This window comes from Bdellovibrio bacteriovorus, from assembly GCF_048286975.1.
In the GTDB taxonomy this organism is placed as follows: domain Bacteria; phylum Bdellovibrionota; class Bdellovibrionia; order Bdellovibrionales; family Bdellovibrionaceae; genus Bdellovibrio; species Bdellovibrio bacteriovorus_H.
The window spans coordinates 395,158-407,554 of the sequence record NZ_JBLVRT010000003.1; the positions used below are offsets into that span (position 1 = coordinate 395,158).

Sequence of the window (12,397 nt, forward strand, 5' to 3'; positions counted from 1 at the left end):
ATCACTACTCATCCAGAAAGGAGCGCAGATTTTTCGCGTAAAGGTCTTTTGATTCGGGCGTGGCCCAACGCAGAGCCTGCTTTGCACTTTTTCGAGCCGCGGAAGTTTGCCCCAATGCCGCCTGAGCCATTGTCAAATTGTACCAGGCCACGGCGGACTCGGGCTGCAGGTTCGTGGCTTTCTGCAAATTACTGATCGCCAGAGAATACTGTCTTCGCGAATAATGAATATTTCCCAGTCCCACATAAGCTGCAAGACTCTGTGGCCAGCGCGACAGGATGCTTTGATAGGCCGTTTCGGCTTCGACATTTTTTCCCAAGGATTCCAGAGCCGCTGCCGCCGTCACATGCGCCCTTTCAGAGGCGGTGACCGACAACTGTCCGGCCGGAAGCACAACCAGCCCCCAATAATCACCAAGCTTCCAGGAACGTTCAAACTTGCGGATGTCCCAGCGTTTTCCCGCCTCGGGGCCCGAGTGCATAATCACCTCTTCGCTGGCAGGATCAAAACCATAGACGATGGCATAGTGCCATTGCGGCAGCCAGCTTAAAGCAAGATTTTCAAAGACGATCACGGGATGCCCGCCCCGCACTTCACGCAGCAGATTCTGAACACCCGAAACTGGCACAGCCATCATTCCCTGACGACGGGCACCACTGATCATGTCAGTTTGCAGGCTGCCTTTCATTCCAGGCGTATAAACCTGCGACGTCACCGTCGACAACGGCACTCTGCTGCCCGCCCATTGCAAAGCCATCGTCAAAGTGGCCGGACCACAATGACCTTCACTTTGTTCAATGAACGGCACGCCGGATACTTCTGTTTTTTGCGGAATCACCGAGTATAGATTCAATGCATCCACCTGCGGAGTTGTGCTGGCACAACCCGCAGTCATCAAAACTATTCCTGTTATTTGCCAGATAAGCCGCATCTTAAATTCGCTTAATCAGGAAGATGATCAGAACCACAATAAGAATCGTCACCAGAATGTCGCCCCCGGCCTTGGCCTCCTGGACTTGTTTGGACAAATCATTAAGCTCAGCCACAGACAGGCTTGCCAGACGATCCGAAGCTTCCGCCGGCGAAAGTCCGCGCTGAATCAAAGCTGACTGTACATCATCGCGGCTCAAAAAATCCTGCACTTGGGCTGTGGCTTCTTCCCGATTTAACTCTTCAATGAGTGTCGAGGTGGGAAGCATACGGTTGACTTCAGCAAAGGCCACTGCCGGAGCCTGGGAAATGAATGCCGCCATGGAAAGCGCACAAACCGTTTTAAAAGGTTTAGAAAACAACATAGAGCAACCTCCTTGTTCAGCATTATTATACTAAATCCCCCCTCAAAGGGCGGCAAAGATCCACACAGTATTTTGTGAAGTGGCATTAAGTGCTTTTTCAGAGGAGAATCGTCAAATATTTCGACAAAAAACGGAAATCAGAATCTCTGACAGAGACGTGCTATTCTTTAGTCCATGATCAAGGAACTATGGCATTCATTCCCACGTTTATTGGAACAAAAAATCAATGCCCTGCTGGAAGAGGCCGAGCCAACTCCTGCCAAAGCCTTTCAACTTTATAAAGCCTGCCAGAATGAAGGCCTGTGGAACGATTCCTTTGAAAAGTTCTCGGATCATCTGGAAAGCTTTTTTGCCGTTGCTCGCAGCGAGCGTCGCAAGTCCCACATGGATCAATTGCTGGATCGACCGATGAGCATGGCCGTGTACGAAGGGTTTCATTTGAACTTCCGCAGTGGCCTGGTCAACAGCCATGCAGTCATGAACATTGTCAGCTGGGCCCACAATCTGATGCGCCTGGGGCATAAAACCGACAGCGCGGTGATTTCTATGGATGTCTTAGGCAGAACCCTGCACTACATCACCCATCCGCCATTTTTTGAGAAGGCCGAAAACATTGAATTTGAGGATTTCTGTGCGGCCTGGAAAAAAACCGTCTTCGCCCTGTTTGGAAAAAAGCACGATGCCGAGTTCACGGCCATCGTCAATGAACTGCGCTGGTTGAACACTCAGCTTAAAAGCGAAGAGCAGGCGATCAAAAAGACCGGCTTTGTGCCGACCATCTATTTGACCCAGACCGAAATTGACTGGACGGAAGCCGTCGAAAAAGCCGTCACCCTGAACCGCGAGATCCCAAAGTATCCGCTGTCACGGGGCCCGGAAAAACAAAGGCTGATAGATCTGGTCAGAACCATCAGCCTCTATAAAATCGTGCAAACCAGTCAGCATCCGGAGTTTTCAGAGCAGCGTGATAAAATCCGCGCCACCATCCTGGATCGCTGTGCCGGCTTGTTGCGGGAATGTGCCCGCTAAAGGCCGGCTGGAGAAATGCGATAAACCGCGTCTCCGGTGATCTGATTGTCGGTGGTGGCCACCACACAGGCAAAGACCACTTCATTCTTTTCATTGATGTCGATATCACCGGCAAAGCCCGGGAAGTCTTTTCTTTGCAAAATCTGCCCCGGCCCCAGGTCGGTCGGAATGCTGTCGCCTTCACCAAGCAGACGTTTGATACCGTCCTTGGAGGCCACATAGATGCCGCGCAGACCTTTTTCATTTTTCGCACGGAAAGCCACCACACCATTGGAATTCACTTTCGGAGAGAACAGCTCAATTTCTGAAATCCCCCCCTGCCCTTCGCGAACCAGTGTTGTGATGTTTCCGTTTTCCCAAAGGATCAACGACTTGAGGTTGCTCTTGTCATAACCCACAAAGACCACCAGGCCATTTTGTGCCATGGACACGCCGTTGCCAAATCCGGTGAATGGAGAATTCACATCGCCTTTGTTATCCTGAGCCACAATAGTTTTGTCGTACCCTTGAGGTGTTGGCTTCACCAGCAGGATCTGATCCGACTGTTCGTTGCCGATCTCACCACGTTCACCCACCCGAACTTTGAACGCCCAGTGCTTTTGATCGTTAACAGCTGGCTTAAACAGGTAAGCCGACGGAGTGCCGAAGTTTTTCTGACCTTCCATCGCAATTGTTTTAAGCCCCCCATTCACTTCATAGAAACCCCGATCAAAATCGGTTCCCATGCCTCTGAACACCGACGTGCCGTCATTCAAAGTTTGAACGTAAGCCATAAACACCATTTTATGGGCCGGGCCCGCCAGCTTTTCGATGGTTGTTCCTGATTTCGTGTCGAACACAAACAAACCGTCACTCAACACTTCGCTGTAGGGACTGAAGGTGATCTCGCCGCGGTCATTCACCGTCGGATCCGAGACATAACGATCTTCCGGAGCCACATAGACAATTTGCCATTTGCTTTCATTCTTGGCTTTGTACCACACAGCCTGATTTGGAGTGCCATCCACGGCCATCAGCTTAAAGGTCACATCCCCGTGATTGTTGATCGAAGGTGAAGTGTTGCTTAGGTAGGTCAAAGGCGGCAGATTGTAGGCATTGCGATAGTGCGCGCGCACCTGCATTTCCGGCGCTTGATAAGCAGGCAAAGCCCAGGAAGAACTCGCCATAAAGAACAAAGACAATCCCAGTGTTTTCATAGAAACTCCATTTTCCATGAAAATCATATGTCGAAAAACTGCTACAAAGCAAAGATGTTCCAGTCCTTGAGGTTGTATTTCTTCAGAATTTTCTCCAGTTTTCCTGACGCGCGGTGATTATCAAACCACTGATTCAAAATCAGTGGAAGTCCACCGTGCTCAGGATCTTTAGGATGCCCGACCAGAACAAGGGCGTTGTAGCCAGCCAATGAGGTCGGTTGGATTTCGAAGCTGAGCAGCTGACGGCGCAACATATTGTAACGAAGAACATTATAGTCCCCCAAAGCAAGATCCACCCGTCTTTCAGCGATCAGTTTGGTCATGCGATCGCCAATTTCACCACCCGAGATTTTCAGTGATCTGTTAAAATCCGAAGGAGGCAACTGCATGGGATTTTCGTGGGCCAGCTGGGCAAAGACAATCCGTTTGTCTGCCAAAGAATCTGAATCCACCAGTTGCAATTTCACCCCCGGGGTAAACAACGCCCCGGCAAGGCTCATCCCCAGTTTGGGGCCAACGATGCGCACATCGGGAGTGTAGCGAACTTTGGAGATAGGGCTGACTACGAAGTGAACCTCCTGGTTCTGCAAAGCTGGAAGAAGCTTTTCACTGGGCAGGCTGACGATCTCAAGTTTGATATTGTTTTCTTTTGCGGCACTTTCCAGTATGTCAAAAAGATACCCAGACCAGCCCGCAGGACCCATTTCACACAAATACGGGCAAGAAGGTGTCAGGCCTACTTTGATGACGGCTCCCCGCTTAAGCTGGCCGGCTTTGGCTTCTTTGATGTGCAAGTCCCGCAAAGACTGGTACCGAACTTTTTCTGTCGGGCGCCCCATCCAGCCGGGATAGTTCTTCATGGTATCAAGTGTGACTGGAAAAGTGGGAATGAACTTCACCGGCTCCACTTTGCCATTTTGAAAATACTGAACCATCGTTCGTGCTGTTTCCCGGCCCAGCTCCCCACAAAACTGAGCTGAATCTATCACGGTCATTTTCTTGTTTTTGATATTTTCAATCGAGGCCGGATCTCCGTCGACCGTCGCATGAATCAGCTTTTTGTGCCCGTCATCCCACAGGGTTTTGACAATGATAAGACCACCACCGTCATTATTGGTGAAGATCACATCGACACTGCCGCGTTTGAATTTCTTCATATACTCTTGCGCAGCCTTCAATCCCCCGACAGGCTCCACCGCCTCGAAATGCCCCAGGACGGCAAACTTGCGATTGCGACTGCGAAGCGCATCGAAGAAACCATCCATGCGCTCTACCGTTGCCGAAACACGAAAGTATTCAAACGGCACGATTTTCAAAACTTTGTCAGGGGGAAACTGGCTGTCGATATAAAGCCCATTGTCCCAACCCGCCTGATAATTGTCGCTGCTGATATAAGACGTCATCTTCGCATTGACGATGTACTGGTCATAGACAAAGACCGGAATGTTTTTGCTATTGGCGTCCTGCGCACCACGACTCAGAATCGTGATATCCGCTGGCTGAATGACGATGGCATCGGGATTGGATTTCACAGCCTGATCCAGCTGCTCGATCTGCCTGAGCAACCCTTCACGACCTTCGCCAGCCACAAAAGGAATCAATTTAATTTTGTTTTCTTCATTAACCTTATTGTACGCAGCAATCTCTTCTTCAAATCCTTCACGCATGGCCACTTGACCAGGGATCTTCATGCTCCAATATAAAACCGCCACGTTGTATGTGCGGGCATGACTGACCCCGGAAGTCAGAAGCAGAGTTACAAAAAAGGAAAGAGCTAGCTTGTTCACAAAATGATTCTATAAATCCAGAATCAAATCCACCAGCTCTCACCTCGGGGACGTCTTGATGATTTCGCAAACTTAATCGGGAACAGTGCCGATACTCAGTAAACTTTGATCAAAACATGAATAAACTCACATCGTATAGAAGAACTCTTCTTTGATAATCTTTCCGTCCTTCACCGTATACAGAGCGACTTCCTCCATTTTGACACGCTTGTTGGTTTTCTTCTCAGTGGCGTCCATTTTGTAGTGAACGGCAAAGCGATCACCGAATGGGAAGGGCCCTTCCACTTCAATCCCATGCATTTCCATTTGTTCGTCAAAGTCCTTATTCTTCCTGCGAATCGCCTCCAAACCGCGCATCTTCGCAGGCATGCCTGGCATGTCCATCGCCTCGAGGCTTTCAATATCCGGTGAATAAAGCTCTTCAATGGCCTTCATGTTGTCGCCCTTCCTGCAGAGTTCAACCAGCTTCTTCCCTACGTTCAAAGTTGTATTTGTTTCCACATTTCCTCCTACGACGTTAGTGCGATCTATAATCCTCCTGCTACCAAGCCAAACAAATATGTATCTGAACAGCGTTCCATTTTCCTGGTCCATGGAACATTTCACTTGCCAACTGTATCAGTCATCGACACTCTTGATGTCTAACAACACGCCAACACAAGGCGTGGCTTTGATTAACCTATTTTTTTGAACGTTGACTGGTATAGGGTGAATTAAAGAATGAGCGCGAAGCCTAAAAAGAACAGACCCCTCTCTAAAAAAGACGGCGATGAAAAAACCAATGGGATGACAACTCCCGTGACACTTGAACTGCCAGCCTCAGCGGCGGCTGTGTTCAAATAGTGTACATTCCATTTTTCCATGCTTGATGTTTCCAATGTAGAATCAGGCAATTACCAGCGTCTTGTCTAGAGACTGGGGATTGTCTAATTTATAACCCCTGTACTGCTGTTAAATTCCTCGAAGCACTCGGCACGGCTTTGCAATAGGACTTTCCTGGGGAGAGGGGGATGCATGCGCAAACGTTATATCGTGCTGATCGTAGCAGCTTTCATTGTGGCAATTATACTGACTCGTCCGAAATGGAATGTGGAATCTGACTTGAGAGGTTCCGCTTCTGGAGGCTCCCCGGCGATAGAACAGGCCCCTTTGCGCCAGGGCGATGAGAAAGCCAACGGCTTTGACACTTCCATGGAGGCCCAGGAAAGTGTCCCGGATTTAGACGCCGACTATGACTCTCACAAATGGTCGTCCTGGCTTAAAGCAGGCCAGGCCCCAGAACTCTGAATTTGTCTTTACAAGGTTTTGCACACCAAGCCTAATAGAGTAGACCCGCTTCCAGCAAAATGGAATTCACCTCTTCTGCAGATTTATCCTTCAATGTGTCTGCGAGAACCAAACCCACGACATAGCGGATTTTCTCAGAGGAAAAGATAAATTTTGCTTTCGGTGAAAGGCGGTAAAGCACTTCGTGCAGAATCGCCGTGGCCCGTTGTTCAGGAAACATCCAATCCCAAAGATCCGCATTGATCTTATAATAGCGGTCTTCAGGAACTGAAGGACGGCTTTGCGCGATCAGTTGCTCCAGCCGGCATCCGCGGGGGATAAAGCCCATGCCTGTGTCACGAATGGTCACGAGATCCACACCTGAAATCAGATTCGCTTCACTATAGAAATGTAAAATGAGTCCCTCTGCATTCCCGTACCAGCTGACATCAAAACCACGAAAGCGCTTCAGCAACTCCAACGCCAGTCGGTTTTCCTTAGGTATGTGCGGATTCACCGGAAAAACGACGTTAGCTTCGGGCATCTTCGGCGTCAGTCGATAACGCAGCTGAGCCTCACTATAGTCATACATAGTGACACCACTAGGACAAACCAGCACTTGACCACCGTTGCCAACTTCCTGCCAGTCGCTAAGTGCCAGCGCTTGAGTTACCGGGAAAACCAATAACAAAGGCATCAGCACAAAAAATCTCAGGTATATCATGTTATTCCTCCGTTTCCACATTGTGAGTCAATGGGAACAATTGAATGTTCAACGAATAAACTTCTGTGCATTTGCCAGTGTTCCCCAAACGACGGGCGACTTTGCGGCGAAACGCCGTGATCATCTTTTTAACCTCAGGCAACAGGGCTGGATTGGCCGGCATCGTAATAGCGCTGATATCGCGTATGCTCACAGGATCCTTCTTCAGACTCTTCAAGGCCAGACCGATTCTCTGGGTGTGAGACTGACGAATCACTTCCGACGGAATATCTTGCGTGGTCGTGATGTTGCCTTCAAGACTGGAGAGCTTACCTGCGCTTCGTTTGATTAGACCTGCCTGCTCAAGCTGGTTTAGAATCTGGCTGACTCGGGACCTGGAAATCTCAAGACGTTCAGCAATCCATTGTTCGTCGGCCCTGAAGCCTTTGGTTTTCATCAGAGAGACCAAAGCAAAGTGCTCCCAATCCGCAACAATCGAAAATTGCTCGGGCTCCAATACAACAGGAAGCTTGCGCTGAACTTTGCGTTTTTTCGAGTCCGCTGCCGCTTCGATGAAACGATCAACATCGACACCATTCAGCCCCAGCTTTCTTATCAACTGTGTCATGGTCGTTTTATTGGGCAGACGCTTGTCACTCAGAAGCTCGGAAAGATGCCCAGAAGAAAGCCCCAAATCTCTGGCGAAAGCCCTTTGGGAATAGCGGGGATTCTGCGTGCGTCTTTTGTTGTAAATTTGCATTAGAAGCTGAGAAACTGATTTTTCTGACATAGGTTTATTTAAGATAATAAATACTGAAATTCAGCAGTTTTTAAACCTTCAGACAGGAAAGATGCTCCGGAGAGTTCTAGAGGAGCAAGCTCCTTAGCAGTTTTTAGCCAGCCTTACAGCGCCAGCTCCACAGCTCCACCTAATGCTGTGTTTTACGAGAGAAGAACATGAGTTATAGTCACTTTGTGCTCCTGATTAAGTTGTCACGAGCACTATGTCGCCCGACCGAATAAAGATGCCTCTCGCATTTACCGATCAAGCTGATATGAAGTCATCATTTATATGCCTACTGTTCGTTATTGTGTTTACAGGCTTAAAGTCCTGGGGGGCTCCTGACTCTTTCACCTATCAAGGGCGCATCCTAAAGGTGGATGGAACTCCGCTGGAATACAATAATGTCAGCTTTGCCTTTTCAATCACAAATCAATCCGGCAATTGCACATTCTATCAGGAGCAGCGCAACGGCGTTAATATGCAGGGATCTGGCGGGGTCTTTGATGTACCTATCGGCACAGGCACTCGCAGCTTCCCGACGGGCCCCACTGCGAGCATTCAGGATGCTTTCAAGAACTCTATCGACCTTCCCTGCGCTGCGGGTGGAACTTACAAACCGGCTGAAAATGAAACACGCATCTTAAAAGTTCAATTCCATGATGGCTCCGGCTGGAAAGCCATCACCCCGCCGTCTGAAATTCGTTCAGTTCCCTTTGCATCATTCTCTTATTCCGCAGCACGCCTTGGCGACAGCCTGCCCACTGATTTTGTTTTGAAAGACAACCTGGCTTCATGTGCCGTGGGTCAGTATTTGACCTACAACGGAACAGCCTTTACCTGTCAAAATGATTCCGGTGGTGCTGGCACCATCAGTGATATCAATGTGTCGGCTCCTCTCGTTAAAGGCGGTACCGCTTCCATTCCCACTTTGAGTATCACTGTAGGGACAGGAGCAGGTAGTGTGGCTGCCGGAAATGATGCGCGCTTCGGCGATGCTACCAAGATCCAGAACGTGGCGGTGGATGCGACAGCTCCGACGGCGAATCAAGTTCTTAAATACAATGGGACAAGTTCTTGGGTCCCAAGCTCCCTGGCCATTGCTGATGTCGCCGGTCTTTCGACACAGCTGACGAACAAAGTCGATGCAACCATGTTCCCAACCAGCTGTACGGCAGGTCAGTCTTTGGTGTTTGTCACACCAGCCAATAAATTTGACTGCTACAATATTCAGATCACGGAAAGCCAGATAACCGGCACCATCGCGGGCGCCAAGATCAATGGCAATATCGCAGGCAATGCTGCGGGATTCACCGGAGCACTGACTGGTGACGTTAGCGGCACTCAAGCCGCAACCGTAGTGGACAAGATCAAAGGCGTTGCAATCGATGCCACCGCACCAACAACAGGTCAGGTTCTAAAGTTTGATGGCACTAAATGGGCGCCTGCCGCGGACACCACCAATTCCGGCACCATCACGAATGTGATTGCTGGTACCGGGTTAACCGGTGGAGGTACTTCTGGTGCAGTGACACTTAATGTGGATGGTTCTGCAGTTACGAACTTAAATCCGGCCAATCTTTCTGCTGCTGTTCCTGTGAATAAAGGCGGTACCGGACAAACTACAGCGGCTGCGGGCTTTAATGCTCTAAGTCCTTTGACGACTAAAGGTGATATCCTTGCTCGCGATGGCACTAGTTCCACCCGCCTGGGCGTTGGCAGCAATGGACAGATCCTTGCCGCTGACAGTGCTGAAACTACGGGACTTAAATGGATCACCCCGAACGCCGGGACAGTCACCACTGTATCAGCAACAGCTCCGCTAAGTGTGGCTACAGGTTCCAGCACTCCTGCAATTTCAATTTCTGCAGGGACAATCAATGGACAAACACTGCGCTGGGACACTGGTGCGTGGACCGCGAATAAGCTTTTTTATACTGACTTGTTGAATGTGAATTCATTGAGCCCTTGGCCCACCACCGACTGTACTGCCGGCCAAGCCCTTATTTGGCTGTCAGGATCTGATTCGTTCGCTTGTTCTACCATCACAGTTTCTGGCAGCAACTTTGCTGTGCAATCCGCAAACACATTCTTTGCTGGCCCGACCACGGGTTCTGCGGCACCAGCTTTCCGTGCGATTGCATCTTCAGACCTTCCTGTCACTGGCGCCGGTGGCATTTACACCAATGGCGGTAACAGCTTCGGTGTAGCGGCCTCTCTGGGCACAAATGACAACCAAAGCCTGACACTTAAAACCAACAACTCTGCAAAGATGACAATACTGCCAAACGGGTCCGTCGGCATTGGAACACCCACACCAGACACCAAGCTTGTTTTGGATCTTGGCAGCACTCCACTGGACGGTGATCAATCTGTATTAAAAATGAAAGTTGCCGGTGACTTTGGCGTTATCGGTGGAAATGTCGAAACCTCTCAGGCACAGATTGGATTCTTGGGGATTGATGACTTCGGAGGCATCGGAACTGGCGCTGCAATGTACTTCAAGCATACGACGCCTGCAGATCTAAGTTCAGCGGGCTTGCCTTCAGGCGGGCACTATATTTTCCGAGGAACAGCGACCAACAAAGATATCGTTCTTATGAATGGAAAGGTCGGCATAGGCAAAATCTATCCAAATGCATCCTTGGATGTTAATGGAAACCTGATGTTGGGTGACGAAAACGTGGCTTGCAGCAGCACCAATGTCGGCGCCATTCGCCGTAATGCCAGCACATCAATAATAGAGACCTGCCGGGCCAATCGCTGGATCGCCATGGAAAACAGCAGCGCGATTCCTCAGGGCACAACAGCGGTTATGACCTCTTGCCCGACGGGTTGGACCCAAGTCGGTATGTTCACTTTGACAACGACGGCCACTTCATACGTTTGTCAAGCCGACGCAGCTGGTGCTAATATTCCTGCCGGGACTGAGGTCTTCATGGAGTCCTGCCCGACTGGTTGGACTGCAACTGGATCTGCAGGGATCAAATTCAATGCCGTTAGCTCCTATACATTTTTCCGTGGGCGCATTGCGTATCAAAAGTGTTCGACGTCTGTCACCGCAACAATCCCAGCCAGTGCTAGAATCATCTCTCAGGCCACTTGTCCCGCCACGATGTCTCAGTTGCCCGGGTTTTTGGGGTACATAGTAGGTACCACTTACGGCAAACTGGACACCGCATGCGCTGGTGCAGCGTGTGTGATTTGTAGCGGCAATAACCAAGTTGGAGTCAACTCAATTGAGGGTGGCTATGTTGGTGACAGTTCTAACGGTTTAAATACATACGTCTCAGGCGGCTTAGGCGGCAGAACTTCCGGTTCAGGCGGAATAGCATATATTTATGGTGGCCATCCCACAGAGGGACATGGAGGAAGCGTATCAATTGAAGGTGCCCCTGGTATCACAGCATCAGCCACTGCAAGAAACGGCGGAGCGGTCAGCATTAAAGGCGGCGCAAGTGCCGCTGGTGGTAGCGCTGGAGCCGTCAACATTAATGGTGGCACCGGCAACTCCTCGTCTGGTGGTAATGTCATGATTACTTCGGGAAGCGGCACCGCCGGCGCCGGCTACGTGGTCATCAATGCAGGACAGAATACCACAGATTCAACTTATGGACATGTCCTGCTAAATACGTCTCCACTTGGTGGTGGTGTTGCTATCGGCATCAATGATCCACTGACTTATCGTCTGCGTGTCAATGGCAGTACCCGCGTTGAAGGAACTCTATCAGCGACAGGAGTTACAGATTTCCCGTCTGGGATCAGAGTTATGGGCGGAAATGTTTCTATCGGCACCACCTCCCCCAGCGCCAACTTCCATGTTATCGGCAGCACTCTATTTCAGGGAGGTACTTTTGAAATAATCGGAAACCCCAACATTGCAGGTGACGTTAATGTTACTGGAAATATTACGGCGACAGGCAGTATCACGCCTTCCGACTTACGTTTAAAAAGAAACATCTCCTCTCTATCACATCCACTGGCAAAAATTATGCAGCTTCGCGGGGTCACCTACGACTGGCGAAGCGAAGAGTTCCCAGAACGTCACTTCACCGACTCCCGCCAACTGGGGGTGATCGCACAAGAGGTCGAGGTGCAATTCCCCGAAGCCGTAGTGACTCGCCCTGATGGATTTAAAGGTGTTAACTATTCCCTTCTGGTGGCACCACTGATTGAGGCTGTCAAAGAGCTCTATGCTCAGTTCAATCAGGAAACCGCAAACCTCAAGGCTGAAAATCTGCGCCTTCGTCAGGAAAACGAAGACATCAAAGCACGTCTGGACAGAATTGAAAAACAACTGAACGGAGCCAAATAAAAAAAGGCCCGCTTTGAGCGAGCCT

At 49.9% G+C, this 12,397-nt stretch carries 10 protein-coding genes; 3 read left to right on the forward strand and 7 right to left on the reverse strand.

Features of this window, described 5'->3' with window-relative positions; genetic code table 11:
- Positions 1-4 precede the first annotated feature (4 nt).
- Together ACNQKP_RS12580 and ACNQKP_RS12585 are read right to left on the reverse strand one after the other, a co-directional pair.
- Positions 5-895 carry a PA2778 family cysteine peptidase gene (locus tag ACNQKP_RS12580; RefSeq protein ID WP_417865026.1) on the reverse strand — a complete coding sequence of 297 codons (891 nt, stop codon included), beginning with the start codon at positions 893-895 and terminating at the stop codon, positions 5-7.
- A 37-nt stretch (positions 896-932) separates the two neighbouring features.
- A complete protein-coding gene (locus tag ACNQKP_RS12585; RefSeq protein WP_417865027.1) occupies positions 933-1,295 on the reverse strand; it encodes a PA2779 family protein in 363 nt (120 codons plus the stop codon).
- 174 nt (positions 1,296-1,469) lie between these two features.
- Between ACNQKP_RS12585 and ACNQKP_RS12590 the strand changes: the two genes are divergently transcribed.
- Positions 1,470-2,324 carry a hypothetical protein gene (locus ACNQKP_RS12590; RefSeq protein WP_417865028.1) on the forward strand — a complete coding sequence of 285 codons (855 nt, stop codon included), beginning with the start codon at positions 1,470-1,472 and terminating at the stop codon, positions 2,322-2,324.
- Here ACNQKP_RS12590 and ACNQKP_RS12595 read toward each other — a convergent pair.
- The 3 genes from ACNQKP_RS12595 to ACNQKP_RS12605 form a co-directional block, all read right to left on the reverse strand.
- Positions 2,321-3,520, reverse strand: coding sequence for a hypothetical protein (locus ACNQKP_RS12595; RefSeq protein ID WP_417865029.1), 1,200 nt, complete (start codon positions 3,518-3,520; stop codon positions 2,321-2,323). The genes ACNQKP_RS12590 and ACNQKP_RS12595 overlap by 4 nt on opposite strands.
- A gap of 41 nt (positions 3,521-3,561) precedes the next feature.
- Positions 3,562-5,307 carry a substrate-binding domain-containing protein gene (locus ACNQKP_RS12600; protein ID WP_417865030.1) on the reverse strand — a complete coding sequence of 582 codons (1,746 nt, stop codon included), beginning with the start codon at positions 5,305-5,307 and terminating at the stop codon, positions 3,562-3,564.
- A 126-nt stretch (positions 5,308-5,433) separates the two neighbouring features.
- Positions 5,434-5,808 carry a SnoaL-like domain-containing protein gene (locus ACNQKP_RS12605; RefSeq protein ID WP_417865031.1) on the reverse strand — a complete coding sequence of 125 codons (375 nt, stop codon included), beginning with the start codon at positions 5,806-5,808 and terminating at the stop codon, positions 5,434-5,436.
- Between the two features lie 513 nt (positions 5,809-6,321).
- On the opposite strand from ACNQKP_RS12605, the gene ACNQKP_RS12610 reads away from it, so the two are divergent.
- Complete coding sequence (locus ACNQKP_RS12610; RefSeq protein WP_417865032.1) at positions 6,322-6,594, forward strand: hypothetical protein; 273 nt, start codon at positions 6,322-6,324, stop codon at positions 6,592-6,594.
- Positions 6,595-6,625: 31 nt separating this feature from the next.
- On the opposite strand, the gene ACNQKP_RS12615 is transcribed toward ACNQKP_RS12610, so the two are convergent.
- Both ACNQKP_RS12615 and ACNQKP_RS12620 read right to left on the reverse strand, forming a co-directional pair.
- Entirely contained in the window at positions 6,626-7,297 is a 672-nt protein-coding gene (locus ACNQKP_RS12615) for a hypothetical protein (RefSeq protein ID WP_374032499.1), read from the reverse strand.
- A gap of 1 nt (position 7,298) precedes the next feature.
- Positions 7,299-8,066 (reverse strand): TIGR02147 family protein, encoded by a 768-nt coding sequence (locus tag ACNQKP_RS12620; RefSeq protein ID WP_374032498.1) that lies wholly within the window; start codon positions 8,064-8,066, stop codon positions 7,299-7,301.
- Between the two features lie 265 nt (positions 8,067-8,331).
- Between ACNQKP_RS12620 and ACNQKP_RS12625 the strand changes: the two genes are divergently transcribed.
- Positions 8,332-12,372 carry a tail fiber domain-containing protein gene (locus ACNQKP_RS12625; RefSeq protein ID WP_417865033.1) on the forward strand — a complete coding sequence of 1,347 codons (4,041 nt, stop codon included), beginning with the start codon at positions 8,332-8,334 and terminating at the stop codon, positions 12,370-12,372.
- Positions 12,373-12,397 lie beyond the last annotated feature (25 nt).

Coding starts and splice junctions, on each gene's coding strand:
- ACNQKP_RS12580 (WP_417865026.1), bottom strand. CDS start 895: ATGACTGCGGGTTGTGCCAGCACAACTCCGCAGGTGGATGCATTGAAT.
- ACNQKP_RS12585 (WP_417865027.1), bottom strand. CDS start 1,295: ATGTTGTTTTCTAAACCTTTTAAAACGGTTTGTGCGCTTTCCATGGCG.
- ACNQKP_RS12590 (WP_417865028.1), top strand. CDS start 1,470: ATGATCAAGGAACTATGGCATTCATTCCCACGTTTATTGGAACAAAAA.
- ACNQKP_RS12595 (WP_417865029.1), bottom strand. CDS start 3,520: ATGAAAACACTGGGATTGTCTTTGTTCTTTATGGCGAGTTCTTCCTGG.
- ACNQKP_RS12610 (WP_417865032.1), top strand. CDS start 6,322: ATGCGCAAACGTTATATCGTGCTGATCGTAGCAGCTTTCATTGTGGCA.
- ACNQKP_RS12615 (WP_374032499.1), bottom strand. CDS start 7,297: ATGATATACCTGAGATTTTTTGTGCTGATGCCTTTGTTATTGGTTTTC.
- ACNQKP_RS12620 (WP_374032498.1), bottom strand. CDS start 8,066: ATGTCAGAAAAATCAGTTTCTCAGCTTCTAATGCAAATTTACAACAAA.
- ACNQKP_RS12625 (WP_417865033.1), top strand. CDS start 8,332: ATGAAGTCATCATTTATATGCCTACTGTTCGTTATTGTGTTTACAGGC.